This window comes from Bradyrhizobium sp. HKCCYLRH1034 (assembly GCF_051168375.1).
Lineage (GTDB): Bacteria > Pseudomonadota > Alphaproteobacteria > Rhizobiales > Xanthobacteraceae > Bradyrhizobium.
In genome coordinates, this window is record NZ_JBNPUW010000011.1 from 41729 (window position 1) to 64537 (window position 22809).

The 22809-nt window shown below is 65.5% G+C and carries 21 protein-coding genes and 1 tRNA gene; 12 read left to right on the forward strand and 10 right to left on the reverse strand.

Annotated features, from left to right (window positions below):
- Positions 1-129: 129 nt before the first annotated feature.
- The 5 genes from ACQR0W_RS24320 to ACQR0W_RS24340 all read left to right on the forward strand — a co-directional run bounded on the left by ACQR0W_RS24320 (position 130) and on the right by ACQR0W_RS24340 (position 3513).
- Positions 130-864: an SDR family oxidoreductase gene (locus ACQR0W_RS24320; RefSeq protein ID WP_315714462.1), complete on the forward strand. Its 735-nt coding sequence runs from the start codon at positions 130-132 to the stop codon at positions 862-864.
- 115 nt (positions 865-979) lie between these two features.
- Positions 980-1726: an SDR family NAD(P)-dependent oxidoreductase gene (locus tag ACQR0W_RS24325; RefSeq protein ID WP_315714463.1), complete on the forward strand. Its 747-nt coding sequence runs from the start codon at positions 980-982 to the stop codon at positions 1724-1726.
- Positions 1727-1924: 198 nt separating this feature from the next.
- On the forward strand, positions 1925-2314 hold the full coding sequence (locus ACQR0W_RS24330) for a GFA family protein (RefSeq protein ID WP_315714464.1): 390 nt from the start codon (positions 1925-1927) through the stop codon (positions 2312-2314).
- 55 nt (positions 2315-2369) lie between these two features.
- Positions 2370-3050 carry a site-2 protease family protein gene (locus ACQR0W_RS24335; protein ID WP_316187231.1) on the forward strand — a complete coding sequence of 227 codons (681 nt, stop codon included), beginning with the start codon at positions 2370-2372 and terminating at the stop codon, positions 3048-3050.
- 61 nt (positions 3051-3111) lie between these two features.
- Complete coding sequence (locus ACQR0W_RS24340; RefSeq protein WP_315714962.1) at positions 3112-3513, forward strand: hypothetical protein; 402 nt, start codon at positions 3112-3114, stop codon at positions 3511-3513.
- A 21-nt stretch (positions 3514-3534) separates the two neighbouring features.
- Here ACQR0W_RS24340 and ACQR0W_RS24345 read toward each other — a convergent pair whose 3' ends face one another.
- From ACQR0W_RS24345 to ACQR0W_RS24375, 7 genes are all read right to left on the reverse strand, one after another.
- Positions 3535-4323, reverse strand: coding sequence for a cell envelope integrity protein TolA (locus ACQR0W_RS24345; protein WP_315714466.1), 789 nt, complete (start codon positions 4321-4323; stop codon positions 3535-3537).
- A 16-nt stretch (positions 4324-4339) separates the two neighbouring features.
- Positions 4340-4807 carry a TonB system transport protein ExbD gene (gene exbD, locus ACQR0W_RS24350; RefSeq protein WP_316187232.1) on the reverse strand — a complete coding sequence of 156 codons (468 nt, stop codon included), beginning with the start codon at positions 4805-4807 and terminating at the stop codon, positions 4340-4342.
- A 6-nt stretch (positions 4808-4813) separates the two neighbouring features.
- Complete coding sequence (exbB, locus tag ACQR0W_RS24355; RefSeq protein WP_316187233.1) at positions 4814-5752, reverse strand: tonB-system energizer ExbB; 939 nt, start codon at positions 5750-5752, stop codon at positions 4814-4816.
- Positions 5753-5763: 11 nt separating this feature from the next.
- The gene (locus ACQR0W_RS24360; RefSeq protein ID WP_316187234.1) at positions 5764-6453 is read right to left on the reverse strand and encodes a Fe2+-dependent dioxygenase; all 690 of its coding nucleotides are present in this window, start codon (positions 6451-6453) and stop codon (positions 5764-5766) included.
- Positions 6454-6455: 2 nt separating this feature from the next.
- Entirely contained in the window at positions 6456-8876 is a 2421-nt protein-coding gene (locus ACQR0W_RS24365) for a TonB-dependent receptor (RefSeq protein ID WP_316187235.1), read from the reverse strand.
- A 260-nt stretch (positions 8877-9136) separates the two neighbouring features.
- Positions 9137-9397, reverse strand: a complete 261-nt coding sequence (locus ACQR0W_RS24370; RefSeq protein WP_315749715.1) for a hypothetical protein — start codon at positions 9395-9397, stop codon at positions 9137-9139.
- Positions 9398-9775: 378 nt separating this feature from the next.
- Entirely contained in the window at positions 9776-10237 is a 462-nt protein-coding gene (locus ACQR0W_RS24375) for a MarR family winged helix-turn-helix transcriptional regulator (protein WP_316187236.1), read from the reverse strand.
- A 146-nt stretch (positions 10238-10383) separates the two neighbouring features.
- Between ACQR0W_RS24375 and ACQR0W_RS24380 the strand changes: the two genes are divergently transcribed.
- Positions 10384-11565, forward strand: a complete 1182-nt coding sequence (locus ACQR0W_RS24380) for an efflux RND transporter periplasmic adaptor subunit (protein WP_410051261.1) — start codon at positions 10384-10386, stop codon at positions 11563-11565.
- Complete coding sequence (locus ACQR0W_RS24385) at positions 11562-14702, forward strand: multidrug efflux RND transporter permease subunit (protein WP_315749712.1); 3141 nt, start codon at positions 11562-11564, stop codon at positions 14700-14702. The genes ACQR0W_RS24380 and ACQR0W_RS24385 overlap by 4 nt, the downstream gene beginning before the upstream one ends.
- A gap of 18 nt (positions 14703-14720) precedes the next feature.
- Here ACQR0W_RS24385 and ACQR0W_RS24390 read toward each other — a convergent pair whose 3' ends face one another.
- Complete coding sequence (locus ACQR0W_RS24390; protein WP_316187238.1) at positions 14721-17000, reverse strand: arylsulfatase; 2280 nt, start codon at positions 16998-17000, stop codon at positions 14721-14723.
- A 169-nt stretch (positions 17001-17169) separates the two neighbouring features.
- Between ACQR0W_RS24390 and ACQR0W_RS24395 the strand changes: the two genes are divergently transcribed.
- From ACQR0W_RS24395 to ACQR0W_RS24410, 4 genes are all read left to right on the forward strand, one after another.
- The gene (locus ACQR0W_RS24395; RefSeq protein ID WP_316187239.1) at positions 17170-17877 is read left to right on the forward strand and encodes a TetR/AcrR family transcriptional regulator; all 708 of its coding nucleotides are present in this window, start codon (positions 17170-17172) and stop codon (positions 17875-17877) included.
- Positions 17878-18058: 181 nt separating this feature from the next.
- A tRNA-Gln gene (locus ACQR0W_RS24400) sits at positions 18059-18132 on the forward strand.
- A gap of 229 nt (positions 18133-18361) precedes the next feature.
- Positions 18362-20590, forward strand: a complete 2229-nt coding sequence (locus tag ACQR0W_RS24405; RefSeq protein WP_316187240.1) for a tetratricopeptide repeat protein — start codon at positions 18362-18364, stop codon at positions 20588-20590.
- 231 nt (positions 20591-20821) lie between these two features.
- The gene (locus tag ACQR0W_RS24410) at positions 20822-20980 is read left to right on the forward strand and encodes a hypothetical protein (protein ID WP_316187241.1); all 159 of its coding nucleotides are present in this window, start codon (positions 20822-20824) and stop codon (positions 20978-20980) included.
- Positions 20981-21052: 72 nt separating this feature from the next.
- Here the strand turns inward: ACQR0W_RS24410 and ACQR0W_RS24415 are convergent, their stop codons facing one another.
- On the reverse strand, positions 21053-21553 hold the full coding sequence (locus ACQR0W_RS24415; protein ID WP_316187242.1) for a hypothetical protein: 501 nt from the start codon (positions 21551-21553) through the stop codon (positions 21053-21055).
- Here ACQR0W_RS24415 and ACQR0W_RS24420 point away from each other — a divergent pair.
- Positions 21534-21746 (forward strand): hypothetical protein, encoded by a 213-nt coding sequence (locus tag ACQR0W_RS24420; protein ID WP_316187243.1) that lies wholly within the window; start codon positions 21534-21536, stop codon positions 21744-21746. The genes ACQR0W_RS24415 and ACQR0W_RS24420 overlap by 20 nt on opposite strands.
- A 6-nt stretch (positions 21747-21752) precedes the next feature.
- Here the strand turns inward: ACQR0W_RS24420 and hpaD are convergent, their stop codons facing one another.
- Positions 21753-22670 (reverse strand): 3,4-dihydroxyphenylacetate 2,3-dioxygenase, encoded by a 918-nt coding sequence (gene hpaD / locus ACQR0W_RS24425; RefSeq protein WP_315827378.1) that lies wholly within the window; start codon positions 22668-22670, stop codon positions 21753-21755.
- Between the last annotated feature and the right edge of the window lie 139 nt (positions 22671-22809).

Genomic DNA, 22809 nt, shown 5'->3' on the forward strand with positions numbered 1-22809 from the left:
TCATTCCGGGGCGCGCGAAGCGCGAGCCCGGAATCCATACTCCCGATCGTGGTTATGGATTCCGGGCCCATCGCTTCGCGATGTCCCGGAATGACGATAACTAAGAAGTCAATTCCCAAGGGAGACTCCATGTCCGACCGTCTCAAGGGCAAGCGCGCCTTCGTCACTGCCGCCGCTGCCGGCATCGGCCGCGCCTGTGCCATTGCCTTCGCGCGTCAAGGCGCCACCGTATTCGCCACCGACATCGATGAGAACGGCCTGAACACGCTGAAGAGCGAAGGCATTGCCGAGGTCGCGACGCTCGACGTGCGCAACACCGCGGCCGTGAACGCGATGGCCGAGCGGGTCGGCAAGGTCGAGATCCTGCTCAATGCCGCCGGCTTCGTGCATAACGGCACAATCCTCGACTGCTCCGACGACGACTGGGATTTCTCGTTCGATCTGAACGTCAAGTCGATGCATCGCACGATCCGCGCCTTCCTGCCGAAGATGCTCGATCAGGGCGGCGGCGCCATCGTCAACATCGCCTCCGCCGCGGGCGTGTTCAAGGCGGCACCGAACCGCTACGTCTACGGTGCGACCAAGGCAGCCGTGGCGGCGCTGACGCGCTCGGTCGCAGCCGATTTCGTCGGCAAGAAGATCCGCTGCAACTGCATCTGCCCGGGCACGATCGAAACGCCCTCGATGCTGGGACGCGCGGCCTCGGCCGGCCCGAACGGGCTGGAGATGTTCATCTCGCGCCAGCCGATGGGCCGGCTCGGCACGGCGGAGGAGATCGCCCATCTCGCGGTCTATCTTGCCAGCGACGAGAGCGCGTTCACGACCGGCGTCGCGCATACCATCGACGGCGGCTGGACGCTGTAGTTCTGCTCCGTCATTCCGGGGCAGCCCGCAGGGCTGAACCCGGAATCTCGAGATTCCGGGTTCGCGCTGCGCGCGCTCCGGAATGACGACAACAAAGATCGACCGGGGAAACATCATGAACCACATCGACCTTACCAACCGCTGCGCCGTGGTCACCGGCGGCGCGCAAGGTTTTGGCCGCGCCATCACCGAGCGCTTCAAGTCGTCGGGCGCGAAGGTTGCGATCTGGGATCACGACATCGCGCTGGCGGAGAAGACCGCGCAGGCGATCGGTCCGGAGGTGCTGGCGCTGCAGGTCGACGTCACCGACACCAAAGCGGTCGAAGGCGCCCGTGACGCGACGCTGGCCGCGTTCGGCAGCATCGACATCCTGGTCAACAATGCCGGCATCGCCGGCATCAACAAGACGGTGTGGGAGACCGATCTCGAGGAGTGGCGCAAGGTGCTGCGCATCAATCTCGACGGTCCCTTCATCTGCGCCAAGGCAATCGTGCCGGTGATGCTGAAGCAGGGCTATGGCCGCATCGTCAACATCGCCTCGATCGCCGGCAAGGAGGGCAACCCGAACGCTGCGCACTACTCGGCGTCCAAAGCCGGCCTGATCGCGCTGACAAAGTCGCTCGGCAAGGAGCTGGCGCAGCACAACATCACGGTCAATGCGGTGACGCCCGCCGCGGCGAAGACTGCCATCTTCGACCAGATGACGGAAGCGCACATCAACTTCATGCTGTCGAAGATCCCGAAAGGCCGCTTCGTGCTGGTGGAGGAGCTCGCCGCGCTGGTGTCGTGGCTCGCCTCGGAAGAGTGCTCGTTCTCGACCGGCGCCGTATTCGACATTTCCGGCGGCCGCGCGACTTATTAGTTTGGTACGTCCCTTGTGTAGGGTGGGCAAAGGCGCCGTCGCAGACGGCGACGTGCCCACCATCGGCTTTCGCCCATAAGGACGGTGGGCACAGCGCGCGGGAGATTTTGCGAGAACACAGGCATGACTGCCTCGCGCCTTTGCCCACCCTACACGTCTCGCTGACGACACGGATTTCTGACCCATGGAGCTTGCCTGATGACCCACCACGGCGGCTGCTTCTGCGGCGCGGTGCGCTTCCAATGCACCGGCGAGCCGATCAACGTACGCGTCTGCCACTGCCGCAACTGCCAGCGGGCGACGGGCGCGCCGTTCTTCGCCCGCGCGCTGTTCGCGCACGACGCGCTGACGATCACCGGCGAAACCGCGCGCTTCCCCTCCTCCGACGCGCTCGATCGCATGTTCTGCCCGCGCTGCGGCGTCAGGCTGTTCTCATGGCGCAGGACGCGCCCGGTTGTCGGCGTGGCCCTGGCCTGCTTCGACGACCGCAACGCCTTTGCCCCGACCGAGCACATCTGGGTCTCGGAAAAGATGGATTGGGTGCAGCTCAGCGACGGCCTGCCGCAATTTCCGGAGAATCCCGCGTAGCATCGGGGAACCATCGTGCCTATGTAAGGCGGTAACGCGTCCGGAACCCCGATCCTTGAACATCTCGCTCTACGGCATCTCCGTCTGGATCCTGCCGATCATCATCGCCATCACCTTTCATGAGGCTGCTCACGCCTTCGTCGCCTGGCGGTTCGGCGACGACACCGCGTTGCGACTCGGTCGCGTCAGCTTCAACCCGCTCAAGCACATCGATCCGTTCGGCACCGTCCTGCTGCCGGGCATGCTGCTGCTGTCCGGCTCGCCGTTCCTGTTCGGCTACGCCAAGCCGGTGCCGGTCGATTTTCGCAATCTGAAGCCGCTGCGCGCCGGCATGGTGATGGTGGCGCTGGCCGGACCGGCCACCAACATCGCGCTGGCGCTGGCGGCCGGACTGGCGTTCCACGCCCTGCCGCTGGTTCCACCGGAGGCGGCGCGGTGGGTGGCCAGCAATCTGTGGAATATTTTCTCGTTCAACATCCTGCTCGCCGTGTTCAACATGCTCCCGATACCGCCGCTCGATGGCGGCCGGGTCGCGGTGGGCGTGCTGCCGGCGGCGCTGGCGCGGCCGCTTGCCCGGCTCGAGCCGTATGGCATGCTGATTCTGATCGGATGTCTGATCCTCCTGCCGCTGGCGGGTTCCCAATTTGGTCTCAATCTTGATCTCGTGTCGGGGCTGCTCCGCGCCACGACCGATTCTCTGAAGCAGCTGCTTCTGCTATTGACGCGTAATGTCTAGATCTACCCGTCAGGGATGGTAACGAACGAGCCCCGAGGCACTCTTGGTCAAAGCCGCTGACATGATGATCGCACGCCGCGCCGACACCCGCGCCCGTGCCGATTTCGCGACCTGGAAGATGATCGCCAAGCTGAACGGCGCCTCCGGCCTGCCGCCGGCGGCGCAGGACTTCCTGGCAAGCTACAAGGCCCGCCTCGGCGACATGCCGGAGGACGAGGCGACCGAGGCCACCATCCGCGAGATGTACAAGGCCTATTATGCCGAGATGGGCGGCGGCGGCGCCCCGCCCGAGGTCAAGCCGGTCGCCGCCGAGCCGGTGACCGGCAATGTCACCGCCTTCCGCAAGCTGCCGCCGAAGAAGGCGGCGCAAAGCGGGACGACCGCTCCGCGCAAGCTGCCGGTTGCGCTGATCTTCGCCGCGCTCTGCGTGGTCTACGTCGGAGTCAGGCTGTATTGGCAGTGAGGTCAGCCGAACCCCACCCGCTCATTTCGGCGGGTTGAACTTGACCGGCAGGATGAAGGAGAACTCGTCGTCGGTGAGGCCCGCGGGAGGCTTTGGCACGGGATCCGAACGGCGGACCATGCTGAGGGCGGCCTGATCGAACTCCGGATCGCCGGACGTTTCCTTGACGTCCACCGAGACGACACGGCCGAGCCGATTGAGCACGAGCGCCAGCTTGAGCTGGGCAGCGGCCTTCTTTCCGGATGGATACTTTTTGTGCAGTTCGAAATAGGCGCTGATCTTGCGGCCCCAATTGGCCGTCAGCCTTTGCACGTCCTTGCCGATACCGGCATTCGGCGCTTTGGTCTTCTCGGCTTCAGGAACCTTCTCGTCCAGGGCCTTGCGCGCGCTGTCTTCGGAGGCTTCCTGCGCCTCCGACGCCTGTGTCTGGACCGTCGCGACCTTCTGCTCCTCGGTCGGCTTCTTCACGTCAGAGGTCGTGACCTCGCGGTCGGCCTCCTCGGTCGTGGTCGGCACATCCTTCTGCAGATCGGTCTGCTCGACCTCGGCCTTCTGCTCCTGCATCTGCGGAGCGGCGGTCTGCGCTACCGAGTCCTGTCCGACCGGAACCTCGTCGTCCTCGACCTTCGGCGAGCCCATATCGATGTCGATGACCTCGGCGCCCGCCGCGCCGAGGCCGCCGGCGTCCTCGTCGTCGTTCAGATGCGTCAGCGCCAGCGCGGCCCCGCCGACATGCAGGATCAGCGCGCCCATGATCGCCAGAAACCAGAGACGGCGCGAGGGGGAGTGCCCGATGTCGAGGTCGCTCATCACAAGCCGGCGCTCCTCACGGCTGCGCGGGCTGGGCCGGCGGCACCTGCACGGCCGCGGCAGGCGGCGCTTCCAGCGCCACCAGCTTGATCTTGGTGTAACCGCCGGCGCGCAGCAGTTCCAGGACGCCCATCAGCTCGCCATAGGGCACCAGCTTGTCAGCGCGCAGGAAGATCGGCCGGTCCTTCGGCTGATCGGTCATGGCATCGAGCTCGCGCACGAGATCGACGCGCTTGACCAGATTTTCCCCGATCGCCAGCGACAGGTCCGGCTTGATCGAGACATAGGTCGGCTTGTCCGGCTTCTTCTGCGGCGTGGCGCTCGAGGACGGCAGGTCGATCGGCAGGTCGACGGTCGAGAGCGGCGCGGCCACCATGAAGATGATCAGCAGCACCAGGATGACGTCGATGAACGGCGTCACGTTGATGTCGTGGGTCTCGTCGAAATCGTCGTCGAGATCGCCTTCGGAGAGCGAGGCGGCCATCCTCGGCTACTCCGCCGCCCGGACGTGAAGGCCGGTATGGCTGCGATCGAGATCGCGCGACAGCAATCGTCCGGTGGTGCCGGAGGCGCGGTTGACGAGCTCGAGATAGCCCTTCGTGACCCGCGAGAAGTGATTGTAGATGATCACGGCCGGAATCGCCGCGGCCAGACCGATCGCGGTCGCCAGCAGCGCTTCCGCGATGCCCGGCGCGACCACCGCGAGGTTGGTGGTCTGCGATCTGGAAATGCCGATGAAGCTGTTCATGATGCCCCAGACGGTACCGAACAGTCCGACGAAGGGCGAGATCGCGCCGACGGTGGCGAGCAGGCCCATGCCGGTGCGGACCCTGCGCGCTTCGGCGCGGACGATCTCGGTGAAGCTCGAGGCTGCGCGCTCCTTGATGCCCTCGTCACTGCCGAGCCCGGCCGACAGCCGCGCCTCGGTGACCGCAGCCTGCAGCAGCATTGCCGCGACGTTCTTGCCCTGTCCGAGCGCGAGCTGGGCCTCGGCCAGCGACTTGGCTCCGGTCAGCTTGCGCAGCGCGCCGACCAGCCGTCGGCGCAGGACGGAAAATTCGAGGCTCTTGGCGATCAGGATCGTCCAGCTTGCGACGGAGGCCAGCGCCAGCATGATCATGACCGCTTTGACGACGATGTCGGCCTTGAGAAACATGCCGAACGGCGACAGCTCGTCCAGCCCGGTGGTCACCGACTTGCCATTGCGGGTGCCGGTCTCGATGCCCACCGGGGCGGCAGCCGTTGGGGCGACCTGTCCCGACGCGGGAGGGGCCATCGTCTGGGCTGTGCCCGGCGCCGGCGCGGACAGATCGGTCGAGACCGCCGGGGCGGACCTGGCCGGCTCCTGCTGCGCATGTGCAGGTAGCCCCGCAGCAACAGACAGACATGACAGGACGATTGCAAACCTAACGAGGAACGATGTCATCATATCTCGGCCCATTAGACCTCGGCCCATTGCCGGATCAGATTGTGATAGATGCCGGTCAGCTTGACAGCATCGGGATCGTCCCTCCCGAGGCGGTCCGCCAAGCTCTGTATCGCCGTGTCCAGATCGAAGATCATGCTCCGGACGTGGGCATCCCGTATCATGCTCTGCATCCAGAAAAAAGAGGCGACCCGGGCGCCGCGCGTGACCGGCGTGACCATGTGAAGGCTCGATGACGGATACAGCACCGCGTGCCCCGCGGGCAACTTGACTTCGTGCGAGCCGTAGGTGTCCTCGATCACAAGCTCGCCACCGTCATAGCTGTCGGGCTCGGCCAGGAACAAGGTCATCGACAGATCGGTGCGGATGCGCAGGCCGGTCAGCGGATCGCCGCGCACGGCATTGTCGACATGGATGCCGAAATGGTCGCCGCGCGAGGCGGTGTAGCGGTTGAACAGAGGCGGAAAGATCTGCAGCGGGATCGCCGCCGACAGGAAGCGCGGATTCTTCGTCAGTGCCGTGATGATGCGCTTGCCCAGCACCCGCGCCGCCTCGCCGTCGGGCGGCAACTGCTCGTTGCGCTTGACCATGGCCGACTGCGCCCCGGCCGTCGAGCGGCCGTCCTCCCAATCCGCCTCATCCATGACGCGGCGGAAGTCGGCGACCTCGTCTTTCGACAGAACGTCCGGGATGCAGATCAGCATGATCAGAACTTCGCAGTGGTGACGATGTAAAAGGCGCGCCCCGGGGCCACGGCGACGAACGGCACCGCGCTCCGATACAGCGTGTCGTAGTACAGCTTGTTGGTCAGGTTCTGGGCATAGAGCTTCATGGTCCAGTTCGCGTCGAGCTTCTTCTCGACGAAGGCGTCGAAGCGCCAGTAGCTCGGCAGCTCGTTGCCGGTGTTGGCCGCGAAGGTGCCGCCATAGACCTTGGAGCGGTAGACCGCCTGCCCGCCGATCTCCCAGCCATTGTCGAGCTTGTACTTCGACAGCATGCTGAACGACTGATGCGCGATGTTGGCGAGCTGCAGGCCGATGTTGGAGGCGACGCCGCTCTGCGTGACCTTCGACTGCATCAGCACCAGGCCGCCGAAGATGCTCCAGCGATCGGTGAGCTTGCCTTCCGCCTCGATGTCGATGCCCTGGATGCGGTAGGCCGCGCCCGAGGTGAGCAGGCCGCCGACGGTCTCGCGGGCATTGTCCTTGGTGGTCTGGAACAGCGCGGCTGAGACCAGCAGATGGCGGTCGACCAGCTCCCATTTGGTGCCGAGCTCGGCCGCCTTGTTGCGCTCCGGTCCGAGCAGGACCGCGGTGTTGGCGGGCACGCCGCCGTAATCGGTGCCGGTGGCGTCGAGTTCGGAGCCGAACGGATTGGCCGAGGTCGCATAGGCCGCGTAGATGCTGCCGATCGGCATCGGCTTGTAGACCAGGCCGACATTGTAGTTGACCAGGTCGGCGTTCATCTTGAGGTATTTCGGCGAATTGGTCGACGAGCTCATGTTGTAGCCGTCATAGCGCACCCCACCGTTCAGGATGACCGTGTCCTGCCAGTTGGCCGTGTCCATGACGTAGACGCTGTTGGTGTTGACGCCGTAGCGCGTCGGGTTGCCGATCAGCGACGGCGTATTGCTGAATGGGATGTAGGTGTATTGCGGCGAGTACACGTTGACGCCGGTAACCGCGCCCGAGCTGGTCGAGCCGCCGCCGAACAATTCGGACGAGAGTCCGGTGTAGCGATCGATCGAGATGTTCTCGTTCGAGAACTCGGTGCCGAGCACCGCGGTGTGCTTGACGCCGCCGGTATCGAGCTTGAACGTCGCATCGTTCTGGTTGGCCCACACGTCCACCGTCTGGTAGCGGCTCTGTGCGCTCGCCGTCGTGGTCCAGAGCAGCGGATTCGGGCTGGTCGTGTTGGGGCCCTGCGGCAACGTGCCGATATAGTTGAGAAGCGAGTGCTCGCCGCGGAACTTGCTGCTGAGGGTGATCGCCTCGTTGACCTTGTACTCGGCTGCGGCAGTGCCGAAATCCTGCCGCGCGGTCTGGAAGTCGCGATTGAGGAAGCCATACCAAGTGCCGCGCGGAATGCCTGCCGAGGTCACGGGGACGTTGCCCTGCTTGTAGTAGGGCACGCCGAAATCCGGATAACCCGACAGATCGGTATGGACATAGTTCGTCGTGATCTTGAGATCGTCGATCGGCGTCCACTTGGTCGAGAGGAAGGCGCCCCAGCGGTCATCGGTGACGAAGTTGCGCCCCGCCACATTGGAGTCCTGGAACAGGCCGCCGGTGCGCACCGAGAAGGTCGGCGAGATCACCTGGTTCACGTCGAGCGTGACGCGCTTCTGCTGGTCGGTGCCGAACTCGGTATCCATCCGCTTGAAGTTCGTATCGCCAGCCTGCTTGGTGACGATGTTGATGGCACCGCCGGCGGTGCCGCGGCCGGCATAGGACGAGGCCGGACCGCGCAGGATCTCGATCTGCTCGGTGAAGAAGTTCTCGCGGATCGACACCGCGGGATCGCGGATGCCGTCGATGAAGACGTCGTTGCGGGCATCGAAGCCGCGAATGAAGAAGCGGTCGCCGAACGCATTGCCGCCCTCGCCCGAGCCGAGCGTGACGCCGGCGGTCGAACGGCCGATCTCCTTGAGCGCGGTGACGTGCTTGTCGGCAAGCACTTCCTTGCTCATCACGGTGATCGTCTTCGGCGTGTTCAGGAGCGGCTCGGGAAACTTGCCCGACGCCTGCACGCGGTTGACCTTGTAGGGCTCGGCTGCGTCCGCGTAGGGGTTGGCGTCCGGCGCGGACAGTCCGCCTGCGTTCGGGAACGCCACCGCGGCCTGCTGCGCCGCCTGCTGACGGGCCGCCGCGCGGCGCAGGGCATTGCGCGCGCGGACCTGCTCGGCGGTCGGCTTGGAGAACGTCGGCTTGGCCCGCGCGATCGGCGCATCGACGTTGACGGGCGGCAGGTCGGACGCCGGCTGCGCCTCGGCCGACGACATCGATGCCACCGCCATCAGCCCGGCCACCGCCGACACCTTGGTGACGGAGGGCCCCTCTCCGCGTCCGTCATTGAACCTCATCGCTGCGACCCCACGCAGCGAACGCGGTGCTATCACCTGTCCCATTTTATTTTCACGCGCCCCAGATCTTCATTCCACATCGCTTACGCGGATCATTCGCAGTGCGACGATGTGTCGTTGGTATCGGGCGCGTTTCAGGGGGTCAATTTGAGGAGCCCTAATTTGGCCTTGAATAGTTCCAGATCAAAACAATTCTAAAAACGCGCAACTAACAACATGCGGAACTTGAAATCGTTCTAAACAGCGCGATTTGACTCGCGCTGTCGTCGAATCAGCACTGCGCCGGGCGTAACCCCCGGCGCAGGTCAGTTCGACGAGCCAGCCGGCTCGTCGGGGCTCGGCGGCTTCATCAGCGAGAACAGCTCGTCCACTGTCTGCACCGCGATCTGGCGAACGCGATCGGAATCATCGATCCCCGCGATCCGCACGCCCTTGACGACGGCCCTGATCTCATCGCGAAAATCGGTCAGGAAGCGCAACGGATCGCGCTGCTCGTTGGCGACGCGTGCGATCAGGCCAGTGACCAGGATCTGGCACGCGAGCATCTTTCCATTCAGTTCTTCCATCGTGAGCTCCCCATTCGCTATCGTCGCACGGCGCATCGTCGGACGATGCAGCCTCGCTCCGGTTGAATCCTGCCGATGCCCGGCGGCGCCATGACGGCGGCCGGACTCATCGGCTTCTAATCAGCTCCCATCGGGCGCGACAAGACGGCGAGAATAGGTCGGAGGGCGGCGCTCGCACGAGAGACCCGCGCGGTCGGCGAATGGTCCGGCGCGATGCGCTGCCCGACGATGGCGGCAGAGGATCGCCGCAGACCGCCTTGCTCTCGCGCAGGCCACGCTGCGGCAACGGCAAGCTTCCCCGCCAGTTTTCGCACTCAAGATGTTTTATGATACGATGCAACTCAAGATGGGATCAGAACGGTCTGCGCCGCGGCTCGGCTATTTGAGCGCCACCTCGGCTTTCGGATCGGACAGCGTCTTGATCCGATCCTTCAGGTCCCTCAGCGTCGACAGGCTGGTGGCGACAGCTTCGTCCGGAATGTCGTGAAGAACATCGCCGGCGATCGCATCGCGCAGCTCGTCGAGATCATCGACGAGCTTTCGTCCCGCGGCGGTGAGATGGAGACGGTTCGCGCGGCGATCCCTCGGATCGTGCCGGCGCTCCAGCAGCCCCTGCTCCACCAGCCTGTCGAGCAGGCGCACCAGCGAAATCGGCTGCAGTTCCAGCACTTCTGCGAGATCGACCTGGGACATCCCCTCATGCGCGCGCAACCGAAACAACACCACCCATTGGGCGCGGGTCGTGCCGCGCTGTTTGGCACGATGATCAATATAGTTGCGCAGGATGCGCGAGCTTTCGACAAGCTGCGCAACGAGCTGACGTCTCATATCCAGCGACATGGCTGTGAACTCCCTTGCGATTCCCCGAAGCTTGCCGATTGTTTAGGTTTGTCCACGCGCTCGTGTGTTTACACATTAATTGCGTGCGTACTATATCTGGCATGCTGGGAATGGTTTTAAAGACCGGTTATCCTGTTCGTCTCAGCATGTGGGCCAGCATGAAGACATCACGAACCCTCGGTTGGATCCTGCTCGTCGCGGCTCTCGGCGGCGCCGGCTATTACGGCTGGCAGCGTCATCAGGGCGCCGAGGCAGCGAAGAAGACCGCTGAGCAGAAATCGGCCCGACCGCAGGCGGTTCGGGTCTCGACCGTGCCAGTCGAGAAGACGGACTTCCCGGTCTTCCTCACCGGCCTGGGGACCGTGCAAGGCTTCAACACCGTCCAGGTCCGCACCCGCGTCGACGGCCAGATCGACAAGATCGCCTTCACCGAAGGCCAGCTTGTGAAAGAGGGTGACCTGCTGGTCGAGATCGACCCGAGGCCGTTCCAGGCCGCGCTCGACCAGGCCAAGGCCAAGCGGGCGCAGGACGAGGCCAATCTCAACAACGCCAATCTCGATCTGCAGCGCACCACCAAGCTCGGCGAGTTCGCGACCCGGCAGCAGCAGGACACCCAGCGCGCCACCGTCGCACAGCTCACGGCACAGATCGCCGCCGACGACGCCGCGATCGCCAATGCTCAGACCCAGCTCAGCTACACCCAGGTCAAGGCGCCGATCTCCGGGGTCGCCGGCCTCCGCCAAGTCGACATCGGCAATATCGTCAACGCCTCGAGCCAGACCGGCATCGTCTCGATCGCGCAGATCGAGCCGATCGCGGTGATCTTCACCGCGCCGGAGGAGCAGTTGCCCTACATCAACGAGGCGCAGAAGACCGCTCCCTTGAAGGTGATCGCGTTCACCACCGACGGCAGGAAGCAGCTCGCCGAGGGCAAGCTGATGGTCGTGAACAACCAGGTCGACACGTCGAGTGGAACGATCCGGCTGAAGGCGGTGTTCGACAACAAGGACCATGCGCTGTGGCCCGGACAGTCGGTTTCGACGCGGCTCCTGGTGCGGACGCTGAAGGATGCCACGGTAGTTCCCGACGACGCCGTCCAGCATTCGACCAACGGGCTGTATTCCTACACGGTGAGCCCGGACAGCAAGGCCGAGCTGCGCAAGGTGAAGGTCGGCGTTTCGCTCGATGGCCGTACCGTCGTCGAAGAGGGGCTGACCCCCGGCCAGCAGGTGATCACCGGCGGTCAATTCAAAGTGCAGCCAGGCTCGATCGTGACCACCGCGGTGGCCAGCTCGGAGCCGGCGCCAGCGAAGGTCCGGCAGGAATGAACGGCGGCATCTCGGCACCCTTCATCAAATACCCCATCGGCACCTCGCTGCTGATGGCAGGTATCCTGTTCATCGGCCTCGTCGCCTACCCCCTGCTGCCGGTCGCACCGCTGCCGCAGGTCGACTTCCCGACCATCCAGGTGACCGCCAATCTGCCGGGCGCCAGCCCCGAGACCATGGCGACCTCGGTCGCCCAGCCGCTGGAGCGGCAATTCGCACAGATCCCCGGCATCGCCCAGATGACGTCGACCAGTTACCTGGGCACCGCATCGGTCACGATCCAGTTCGACCTGAACCGCAACATCGACGGCGCCGCCAACGACGTCCAGGGCGCCATCAACGCCGCCTCGGGCCAGTTGCCCAAGACCCTGCCGTCGCCGCCGACCTACCGCAAGGTCAACCCGGCGGACGCGCCGATCCTGATCTTGTCCGCCACGTCCGAGACGCTGCCGCTGACGACGGTCTCCGACTCCGTCGATGCGCAGCTCGCGCAGCAGATCAGCCAGATCTCGGGTGTTGCCCAGGTGATCATCGGCGGCCAGCAGAAGCCGTCGATCCGTATCCAGATCGACCCGGCCAAGCTGGTCGCCAAGGGCCTCTCGATGGAGGACGTGCGCAGCCAGATCGCGATCACCACGGTGGACAGCCCGAAGGGCAACATCGACGGCGAGCGTCGGGCCTACACCATCTACGCCAATGACCAGCTCACCGAGTCGAAGGACTGGAACGACGTCATCATCGCCTACCGCAATGGCGGTCCGTTGCGCGTCCGTGACATTGGCCGGGCGGTGACCGGGCCGGAGGACGCCAAGCAGGCCGCCTGGGCCAACGGCAAGCGCGGCGTGTTCCTGGTGGTCTTCAAGCAGCCTGGCGCCAACGTCATCGAAACCGTCGACAAGATCAAGGCGACGCTGCCGCGCCTGGTTGCGGCGATCCCGCCGGCCATCAAGGTCGAGCTGATGTCGGATCGCACGACGACCATCCGTGCCGCGGTCGAGGACGTCCAGTTCACGCTGCTCCTGACCATCTTTCTCGTGGTCATGGTCATCTTCATCTTCCTGCGCAGCTTCTGGGCCACGGTGATCCCGACGATCACCGTGCCGCTCGCCCTGCTCGGCGCCTGCGCGATGATGTGGGGGGTCGGCTATTCGCTGGACAACCTCTCGCTGATGGCGCTGACGATCGCGGTCGGCTTCGTCGTCGACGACGCCATCGTCATGCTCGAGAACATCTCTCGCTATGTCGAGGAAGGCGAGTCCCCGATGGCTGCCGCCTACAAGGGGGCCAAGGAGATCGGCTTCACCATTGTCTCGATCTCGATCTCGCTGGTCGCCGTGCTGATCCCGCTCCTGCTGATGGGCGGCATCATCGGGCGCCTGTTCCGCGAATTCGCGGTCGTGCTGGCGATGACGATCTTCGTCTCGATGTTCGTCTCGCTGACGTTGACGCCGATGATGGCCTCGCGTTTCCTGCGCGGCGGCCACCAGGCTCACGGCAAATTCTACCAATGGAGCGAGCGCGGCTTCGAGGCGCTGCTCAGGGCCTACGAGAAGGGATTGGACATCGCACTGCGTTGGCGCTTCGCCACGCTGATGGTGTTCTTCGCCTCGCTCGGCCTGTCGATCTACCTTTTCGTGCTGATCCCCAAAGGTTTCTTCCCGCAGCAGGACAACGGCCTGATCACCGCCGCGTCGGAGGCGTCGCAGGACATCTCCTTCAAGGCGATGCAGTCGCGCCAGGAAGCGCTGGCCAAGATCGTGCAGGATGATCCGGGCGTAGCCAGCGTCGCAATGGCGATCGGCGGCTCCGGCCGCGCCGGCAATACCGGCAATCTGTTCATCACTTTGAAGCCGCGTGACGAGCGTGATGCATCGGCGCAGCAGATCATCGCACGCCTGAGGCCGCAGCTCGAGAAGGTCGAGGGAGCCCGGCTCTACATGCAGGCCGCGCAGGACGTTCGCCTTGGCGGCCGGCCGTCCCGAACCCAGTTCGAGTTCACGCTGCAGGACTCCAATCTCGCCGAGCTCAACGAGTGGGCGCCGAAGATCCTGGAGAAGATGCGCTCGCTGCCGCAGCTGCGCGACGTCGCCACCGACCAGCAGGCCGACGGCACCACCGTGCAGCTCACGATCAACCGCGACACCGCCTCGCGGTACGGCATCTCGCCGCAGCTGATCGACGACACGCTGTATGACGCGTTCGGCCAGCGCCAGGTCGCGCAGTACTTCACCCAGCTCAACTCCTACCGCGTGATCCTGGAGATCCTGCCCGAGCTGCAGGGCAATATCGACACGCTCAACAAGCTCTACGTGAAATCGCCGACCACCGGCGACCAGGTGCCGCTCTCGACCTTCGCCAGCTGGACCAACGTGCCGGTGCGGCCGCTGTCGATCAGCCACCAGGGTCAGTTTCCGTCGATCACGATCAGCTTCAACCTCGCCCAGGGCGTCGCGCTCGGCCAGGCCACCGATGCGGTGCAGCGCGCGATGGTCGAGCTCGGCGCGCCGGCAACCTTGAACTCGAGCTTTCAGGGCACTGCGCAGGCGTTCCAACAGTCGCTGTCGACCGTGCCGCTCTTGATCCTCGCCGCCCTCGTCGTGGTCTATCTGATCCTCGGCATCCTCTACGAGAGCTACATCCACCCGATCACGATTCTCTCGACGCTGCCCTCGGCCGGCGTCGGCGCGCTCGCGATCCTGATGGCGTTCGGCTACGATTTCAGCCTGATTGCGCTGATCGGCGTCATTCTGCTGATCGGCATCGTGAAGAAGAACGGCATCATGATGGTCGACTTCGCCATCGCCGCCGAACGTGACCAGCATCTGCCGCCCGAGCAGTCGATCCGCCAGGCCGCCCTGCTGCGCTTCCGTCCGATCATGATGACGACGATGGCAGCCCTGCTCGGCGGCGTGCCCCTGATGCTCGGCAACGGCACCGGCTCGGAGATCCGCCAGCCGCTCGGCTATGCGATGGTCGGCGGCCTGATCGTCAGCCAGATGCTGACGCTGTTCACCACGCCGGTGGTCTATCTCTATCTCGACAAGGTCAACAACGCCTTCGCGCGCTGGGGCCGCACGCATATCGACCACGAGCCCGAGACCGCGGCCGCAGGTCCGGTCAAGGAAGCGGCGGAATAGTCCGCCGCTTGTCGTCGCCTACTGCCGCGCCATCTCGGCGTTGGCCACGCCCTCGCCGTCCAGACTCTGTTCGTCCTGCATCGTCACGGTCACGTGCGAGAGCCGTCCGGTGAACGCAAACGGCGCCGCATAGTCCGACACCGGGCTGCCGCGGTCATGGCCGATGTCGAGCCCCGACCAGGAGATCAGCGTGTGGAAGGCGAGCTGCGTCGTCAACGCGCCGGCCTCCTCGCCGTCGATCAGCAACGCGTACCGGCTCATGCCGGTGCGCGCGCCCTTGGCCGGCTCGGTCTGCCGCCTGAGACGTTCGACGCGGACACCCAGGCGATGCGATCCCGCCGGCACCGGGCGTGTCGAGCTGATGATCTCGTGCCGGCCGCCGATGTTGAGATCGTGGACGAGATGACCGTCCTTGACGTAGAGGCTGTAGCCCGACGTCGCATCGCCATGGGCGATGAGCACGCCGGATGCGCCCTCTGCATCGATCTCGACATGGGCCTCGATCAGATAGTCGCGGCTGCGCACGTCGGGCGCGACGTCGGTCGGCACATGGCCCATGCCGGCGTGGAACGTAAAGCGCGTGCGCGCGCCGTGGAAACGCGCCGCGTTCTCGGCAAAGCGCGGGCCGAAGCGATCGTCGAGCGGCAGCACCTGGTGCGCCTCCGCCTGCTCCCACCACAGCTTCACCAGCGCCGCGAGCCGCTCCGGCTCGGCGGCGGCGAGATCATGCGTCTCCGAGAAATCCTGCGTGAGATGAAACAGCTCCCATCTATCGTTGTCGAACGGCGTGCCCGACGGGTGAAAGGCCACCGCCTTCCAGCCGTCGTGCCAGAGGCCGCGATGGCCGAACATCTCGAAATATTGCGCGACCTGCTTCGACGGTGCCGCCGGATCGGTGATCGAGGCTGCGAAGCTCACGCCCTCGAGCGGCATCTGCGGCACACCCGCGATCGTGGCCGGCGCATCGATGCCGATCAGGTCGAGCAGGGTCGGCACGAGGTCGCACGCATGGACGAACTGGTGGCGGACTTCGCCGCGCGCCGCGATGCGCTGCGGCCAGGAGACGATGAAGGGATCGCGGATGCCCCCGCCATGGGTGTTCTGCTTGTAGCGGCGCAGCGGCGTGTTCGATGCCATCGCCCAGCCATGCGGGAAGTTCGAGTGCGTATCCGGCCCGCCGATGTCGTCGATCCGCGCGAGCTTCTCGGCGATCGGCTCCGGCTTGAAGTTGAACGGTCCCATCGCATTGACGAAGCCGAGCGGCCCGCCCTCCTGGCTGGCGCCATTGTCGGACATGACGATCACGAGCGTGTTGTCGCGCTGGCCGGTCTTGTCGAGAAAGGCGAGCAGCCGGGCCAGATGCTGGTCGGCATGATCGAGCATGCCGGCGAAGGCCGATTGCAGCCGGGTGAAGACGCGCCGCTCATCCTCGGAATGAGCCTCCCAGGGCTTCACGCCATCATTGCGCGGCGGCAGGTCCGTGCTCTCCGGCACCAGCCCCATCGCCTTCTGCCGCGCCAGCCGCTGCGCGCGCTCGGCGTCCCAGCCATGGGCGAAGACCGCGTCGTAGCTCTCGATGATGTCGTGCGGCGCCTGATGCGGCGCGTGGCAGGCGCCGAGCGCGAGCCAGGTCAGCCATGGCAGCTCGGGCCGGTCGGCCGTGTGGTCGGCGATGAAGCGGATCGCCTGATCGACCAGGTCGGCAGTCAGGTGATAGCCGTCGGCGTAGCTGCCGGGCGGGCTGACATGGGTGTTGTCGAGCACGAGCTCCGGCGCATATTGATCGGTCTCGGCGTCGAGAAAGCCATAGAAGCGGTCGAAGCCGCGCCCCAGCGGCCAGCCGTCGAACGGCCCGGTCGCGCCGCTCTCGGTCAAGGGCGTGACGTGCCATTTGCCGACCATGTAGTTGCGATAGGCATGGGCGCGCAGCATCTCGGCCAGCGTCCCCGCCTCGCGCGCGATCTTACCGCGATAGCCGGGATAGCCCGAGTCGAAATTGGCAAGGCAGCCGACGCCGACTGAATGATGGTTGCGGCCGGTGAGGAGTGCCGCCCGTGTGGTCGAGCACATCGCTGTGGTGTGGAAGCCCGAATAGCGCAGGCCCTGCGCGGCCAGCCCGTCGATCGCGGGGGTGCGGATCCGCGAGCCGTAGCAGCCGAAATCGGAGAAGCCGACATCGTCGAACAGCACCACCAGGATGTTGGGCGCGCCCTTCGGCGGCTGCTGCGGCGCCGGCCACCAGGGTCTGGAGCCTGCGATGGTCCTGCCGATCGTACCGCCGAATGCGGGCTCGCTCATGCCTCGTCCTCCCTCTCGCTCGCGTCCCGGCTTCGCCTGGCAGCCCGTACGCGTTGTATCGTTGTGATTTCTCTGGGATCCGCGACGTCCCGGGGGCCGGGTGGCACGGCCGGGCTTGCCTCGGATCATAATCATAATTATCATTATTATTCCAGATGGAGCCAGCGACATGTCCCAGCGGATCGCGCCGGAGCACCTGCCCGGCGTAACCCCGTCGCGGCAGCAGCGCAGCCGCGAGACGACGCTTGCCCTGCTGACGGCCGGCGCGGAGCTGCTGCGCACGCGCAGCCTCGCGGAGCTGTCGATCAGCGACCTCTGTGCGCATATCGGAGCAACGGTCGGCGCCTTCTACAGCCGGTTCGACAGCAAGGAGGCCTTCTTCAACGCCCTGCTCGCGCTCACCCTGGCGGACGGTCGGAAACAGCTCTCGAGACTCCCGCCGCCCGATCCCGTCCGCGCGGGCGACCTGCAATGCCAACTGCTGGTGCGCGGCACCGTGCTGTGGATGCGCCGTCACAAGGGCGTGCTGCGCGCCGCGCTCGTGCGCAGCGAGCCCGGACCGAACCACTGGAGCGGCTTCAAGGAGCTGGCACAGGCACTGTCGGAGCGTGCGGCGCTGCTCCTGCTGCCTGCGGGCCGGCGCGCCGGCGCGGCCTCGCGCACGCGGTCGCGAACAGCGGAGGCGCGAAAGACGGTCGCGTTCGGCGTCCAGGTCGTGCTCGGCACCCTGGTGAACGCCATCCTCAACGATCCCGGCCCGCTGTCGATCGACGATGACGAGATCGCGGAACGGCTCGGCGCCTGCCTGGTCCTGCTGCTGCGCGCCGGCCCGGACGGCGCACCGCGAAAGCCGCAGGCCGCGAGAGGCGAGCGCTAGACCCGGCCGGCCCGTGGTGCGGCGGGCGGCAGGGCACGTTGGAAATCCGTCATCCAGCGGCTTGCCAAAGCCTGATACATGCGGGTAGAAGGACCCGTCGCCGCCGCCCGAGCTTTGCCGGCCGGCGCGCAAAACGGTGCCAGACAGTCCGGCAATCGCTTGAAACTGCACGGCATTCCGTTGGGGAATGGTGTAACGGTAGCACAACAGACTCTGACTCTGTTTGTCTTGGTTCGAATCCAGGTTCCCCAGCCAGCTTGATCATTGCCACGACGGCCTGAAGCACGACGGCCCCATCCTTCTAGTCTGAGAAGCCCCCGGGCCGGTTGCCCTAGGCGCAAGATCGCTTCCCCAGGCGCGGACACATTGCGGCGTCCGCCACCCCTTCGGCACGCGGTCCCGCGCGTTAACGTCTGCTCATTGCGAATCGGCGAGAACGGAACAACCATTGCGAGCAATGGACCGGTTCCGTGGAGGAAAACACTTGCAAAGCAGCGTCGGCTCCCGCGCCTTCCAGAACGCAAGGCTGCAAAAGCGGGCCAAGAAACAGGCGGACGTGCTGTTGCCGGCGGCGGTCAAAGCCTACCGCGAAGGCCACCATCCGGAGGCTCAGGCCCTGTGCCAGCAGATCCTGCAGGACCTGCCGCACCATTTCGGCGCCCTGCATCTGCTCGGCGTCTCCGAACGGGACTGCGGCCGTTTCGACCAGGCCGTGCTCGTCCTGGCACGCGCGATCGAGGTCGACCCGCGCTCGGCCGACGCCCAGTCCGATCTCGGTCTGTCGCTGTTCCGGCTCGGCCGCTACGACGAGGCTCGCACCTGCTACGAACGCGCCATTGGACTCCAGCCGAACTTCCCGACCGCGCTCACCAATCTCGGCAACGCGCTGATGAGCCTGTCGCGTTTCGAGGAGGCGATCACTGCGCATGACCGCGCCATCGCGCTGAAGCCCGGCTATGGCGACGCCCACGCCAATCGCGGGATGGCGCTGCTGCTCACGGGCCGGTACGAAGACGCCGGCCAGAGCTTCGATCGCGCGCTCGCGCTGCAGCCGCGGCTGCTGACGGCCCTGTTCGGCAAGGGCCTGGTCAGCATGAACCTGCGCAACTTCGATGCTGCAGTGGCCGCGCTGACGTCGGCACTGGCCATCAATCCGACTGCGGCCCCCGCCCTCGCCCAGCGCGGACGAGCCTATCAGGAGCAGGGCAAGTTCGACGAGGCGGAAGCCGATTTTGACGCGGCATTGGCCCTCGAACCGCTGCTGGAAGACGCCCTGCGCGGCAAGGCCACGGTTTCGCTCGTCCGCGGCAACATCGCCCTGGCGACCTCGCTCATCGACAAGATGCTGGCGCAGAACCCGAAGCAGGAAAGCGCCTGGACCCTGCTCGGGGTCTGCTCCGCGATGCAAGGCGACATCGCCACGGCGATTGCGGATTACGACCGCGCGCTCGCGATCAACCCGGACTACGAGGACGCGATCACCAAGAAGATCTTCGCGCTGGATTTCCTGCCCGACATCGGACTCGAACATCTCCAGGCAGAACGGAGATACTGGTGGGAGGCGATCGGCTCGCGATTGCCGCGTCTGCCGCTCGGCGAGCGGAATCTGGATCCGGACCGGCGCCTTGTCGTCGGCTACGTGTCGTCCGATTTCCGCGAGCATTCGGCGGCGCTTGGCTTCCTGCCGATCCTTCGCCATCACGATCGCGCCAGGTTCGAAATCGTTGCCTATTCGTGTTCACCGACGAGGGACGTCAAGACGGAGCTGTGCCGTTCGCTGGTCGATCGCTGGGTCGAGGCCTGGCAGTTGACCGACGACAAGCTCGCCGAGCAGATCCGGGCCGACCAGATCGACATCCTCGTCGACCTCTCGGGACATTCCGCCGGCCACCGGCTCACGCTGTTTGCGCGCAAGCCTGCCCCGATCCAGGTCTCGGCCATCGGCAGCGTCACCGGCACCGGACTGCCCGTGATGGACTACCTGCTGGCCGATGCGGTGACGATTCCGGCCGCGGTCCGGCATCTGTTTGCCGAAAAGATCTACGATCTGCCGTCGCTGATCACGATCGAACCGCCGCCTCCAATTCCGCCGTCGCCGCTGCCGATGCTTCGCAACGGCCACGTCACCTTCGGCTCGTTCAATCGCGCCGACAAGTTTTCGGAGCCGACTCTGGCTCTATGGTCGAAGCTGATGGCTGCGACGCCGGGCTCGATGATCGTCGTCAAGAACCATGCGATGAACGATCCCCTGCTGCGCGACGGCTTGATCGCCCGCTTCGTCGCCCACGGCATCGCCGCGGAACGCGTCCGTTGCGTCGGAAAGACGTCGCGCGAGGAGCATCTTGCGACGTTCGCCGATATCGACATCGCACTCGATCCGTTCCCGCAAAATGGCGGCATCTCGACGTGGGAGGCACTGCAGATGGGCGTGCCTGTCGTCACCAAGCTCGGCAGCACCCCCTCGGCACGGGCGGGCGGCGCGATCGTCAAAGCAGTCGGCCTCGACGCGTGGGTCGCCGATGACGACGAAGGCTATCTCGCGACAGCGCTGAAATTCTGCTCGCGGCCCGGCGAGCTTGCCGCGCTCCGTGCCGAGCTGCCCGCCAGGGTGTTGAATTCAGCCGCCGGAAACGGCGCGCTCTACACGCAGCATGTGGAACAAGGATACCGGACGTTCTGGCGTGACTATTGCGCACGAGCGACGACCGGCTAGCGCTTGAATCAGATCTCGTCCGGCCGGCACAGCGTCGCGCCCGTGCGCCGTTCGACCCATGCCAACGCTTGCGGTGCATCGACGACGCAGTCCGGCCGATCCATCGTCGGCTCGCCGGGACGATCCTGCCAGCGTGCGCCCGATCACGGAATTAACCCGTCATTCACCACGATCCTCATCCGGCCGGAACGATGCAATTTGCTTCAAATTGTCTGGCCAGGGAGACGGGACATGACCAAGCTGATGGACCTCGACGATCAGATCGAGCGGGCCGAGCGGCTCGAGCGGAGCATCACCGACGCGCTGACGATCGAGCGGCTGCGCCAATTCGCGGCCGAGTGCCGGCGCGAGCGCGAGCGGCTGTCGCAGCACCAGCAGCGCGCGGCCTGAGCAGGCGCGACGACCTGCAACGCAGCCGTGGTCAACGGGCTGCCCGCTACGGAGCTCGGCGAGCGCACGCTGTCACGAGCAGGTCGTCACCATGTTGGTGCAGAGCTGCCGGGTCCAGCCGATGCCCTTCTTGACGCGGATCTTGGCGAAGTCGCCGAAGCAGCCGAGCAGCTCGACCGCCTGGTCACCGCTCGCATGCGGGTCGAGCTTCGCGCTCGACGTGGCGTGATCGCGGTAGATCGCCGCGCCGTTCTGCAGGCCGCCGGCGCCGACGATGCTCCGATGCAGGAAGCCCCTGCCCTGAAAGATCACGGTCTCCCTGCCCTGATCGACGTCGTTCAGCATGGCCCGGTCGATCTCGAACCAGTCGCCCTGCTGCGCGACGAGATGCACGACGATCCAGCCGTCGCTGGTCGGATTTTTCAGGACCTTGACGATGCTGCCGCCAGGCTCGGCACGGACATTGGCGCCATTCGGATCGCGGTCGGTGACGTCGGCCTCGACGTTGCAGGCTTCGCGATGCGGCGCCTGCGCAGTGGCAATGCCCGGCGCGATGAGCATTGCGGTCAGCAACAGAATTCTCGTCAGCATTGAACGGTCACCGGCCTCCGATCCGTCCCGCATTGGTCGCGCGGCCGACGCCGCGGTTCAACACCGAGCATTCAACACCGAGCAGATGGCGGCGACCAGCCGAACTCACGGCGACCGCCGTCAGGTCAATCCCGAGGACATCATCGAGATGCTCAGGCATGCGGAGGTCTGGTGAGAGGCGCTACAGCCGACCGCCCGCGAGTGCGGCGGCGCGCGGCCGGCCGACGTCGTCCAGCGCCTGCGGCATCGGCGAGACCGGAAACACCGCGTTGATCTGGCCCGTCCCCGATGACGGGAAGAACGGCGTCACCACCTCGACGCCGCGGTCGTAGTGGTTCCAGCCAAGCGCGCCCAGCAGCATGGCCGTATCGTGCATGAAGCCCTCGCCATGGCCCTTGCTGGCATATTCCGGCAGCATGTCGCAGAAATCCGGCCACTCGCCGTGCTCCCACATCTGGATCACCTCGTGGTCGAGCCGCTCCAGGAACGGGCTGAACATCCGGTCGCGATACTCGTCGGCGGTGCCGTTCTGGGCAAAGCGATGGCTCAGCGAGCCCGAGGCGAAGAAGGCCACCGTGCCGTCGTAATGATCCTCGACCGCGCGGCGGAACGCCCAGCCGAGCTTGGCGCTGTCGGCGAGATAATGCGAGGTGCACAGCGCCGAGACGGAGACGACCTTGAAGTGGCGGTCGGGGTTCATGTAGCGCATCGGCACCAAGGTGCCGTATTCCAGCGCCAGCGACGTCGCATCGTGGGCCATGGTGGCAACGCCATGGGCGTTGGCGCCCTCGGCGAGGATGTGGCCCAGCTCCGGGTTGCCGTCGTATTCATAGGTCATGTTGGCGATGAAGTGCGGCAGCTCGTTCGAGGTGTAGAGCCCCTCGAAATGCGGCGCGCAATTGATGTGGTAGCCGGCATTGACCAGCCAATGGGTGTCGAACACGACGATGGTGTCGACGCCGGCCTCGCGGCAGCGCCGGCCGATCTCGATATGACCGTCGATCGCCGACTGTCGCTTGCCCTTGGCCGGACCATCCAGCTCGCTGAGATACATCGACGGCACGTGCGTGATCTTGGCCGCCAGTGCGAGCTTGCCCATCCTCTCGTCTCCCTTCCGGTCGTTCCCCCAGCCGGCATCGCCGACCGTTTGCTTGGAAGGCAGATTACCCCTGCAGCTCCGCGAAAAAAAGGGCCGCACGCGCGGCCCTTCCTTGGCGTCCGATCCATCGTCTGTCCCA

Excerpts from the sequence above, each read along its gene's own strand:
- ACQR0W_RS24320 (WP_315714462.1), top strand. The coding sequence starts at position 130 with ATGTCCGACCGTCTCAAGGGCAAGCGCGCCTTCGTCACTGCCGCCGCT.
- ACQR0W_RS24325 (WP_315714463.1), top strand. The coding sequence starts at position 980 with ATGAACCACATCGACCTTACCAACCGCTGCGCCGTGGTCACCGGCGGC.
- ACQR0W_RS24330 (WP_315714464.1), top strand. The coding sequence starts at position 1,925 with ATGACCCACCACGGCGGCTGCTTCTGCGGCGCGGTGCGCTTCCAATGC.
- ACQR0W_RS24340 (WP_315714962.1), top strand. The coding sequence starts at position 3,112 with ATGATGATCGCACGCCGCGCCGACACCCGCGCCCGTGCCGATTTCGCG.
- ACQR0W_RS24345 (WP_315714466.1), bottom strand. The coding sequence starts at position 4,323 with ATGAGCGACCTCGACATCGGGCACTCCCCCTCGCGCCGTCTCTGGTTT.
- exbD (WP_316187232.1), bottom strand. The coding sequence starts at position 4,807 with ATGGCCGCCTCGCTCTCCGAAGGCGATCTCGACGACGATTTCGACGAG.
- exbB (WP_316187233.1), bottom strand. The coding sequence starts at position 5,752 with ATGATGACATCGTTCCTCGTTAGGTTTGCAATCGTCCTGTCATGTCTG.
- ACQR0W_RS24360 (WP_316187234.1), bottom strand. The coding sequence starts at position 6,453 with ATGCTGATCTGCATCCCGGACGTTCTGTCGAAAGACGAGGTCGCCGAC.
- ACQR0W_RS24365 (WP_316187235.1), bottom strand. The coding sequence starts at position 8,876 with ATGGGACAGGTGATAGCACCGCGTTCGCTGCGTGGGGTCGCAGCGATG.
- ACQR0W_RS24370 (WP_315749715.1), bottom strand. The coding sequence starts at position 9,397 with ATGGAAGAACTGAATGGAAAGATGCTCGCGTGCCAGATCCTGGTCACT.
- ACQR0W_RS24375 (WP_316187236.1), bottom strand. The coding sequence starts at position 10,237 with ATGTCGCTGGATATGAGACGTCAGCTCGTTGCGCAGCTTGTCGAAAGC.
- ACQR0W_RS24380 (WP_410051261.1), top strand. The coding sequence starts at position 10,384 with ATGTGGGCCAGCATGAAGACATCACGAACCCTCGGTTGGATCCTGCTC.
- ACQR0W_RS24385 (WP_315749712.1), top strand. The coding sequence starts at position 11,562 with ATGAACGGCGGCATCTCGGCACCCTTCATCAAATACCCCATCGGCACC.
- ACQR0W_RS24390 (WP_316187238.1), bottom strand. The coding sequence starts at position 17,000 with ATGAGCGAGCCCGCATTCGGCGGTACGATCGGCAGGACCATCGCAGGC.
- ACQR0W_RS24395 (WP_316187239.1), top strand. The coding sequence starts at position 17,170 with ATGTCCCAGCGGATCGCGCCGGAGCACCTGCCCGGCGTAACCCCGTCG.
- ACQR0W_RS24410 (WP_316187241.1), top strand. The coding sequence starts at position 20,822 with ATGACCAAGCTGATGGACCTCGACGATCAGATCGAGCGGGCCGAGCGG.
- ACQR0W_RS24420 (WP_316187243.1), top strand. The coding sequence starts at position 21,534 with ATGAGCATTGCGGTCAGCAACAGAATTCTCGTCAGCATTGAACGGTCA.
- hpaD (WP_315827378.1), bottom strand. The coding sequence starts at position 22,670 with ATGGGCAAGCTCGCACTGGCGGCCAAGATCACGCACGTGCCGTCGATG.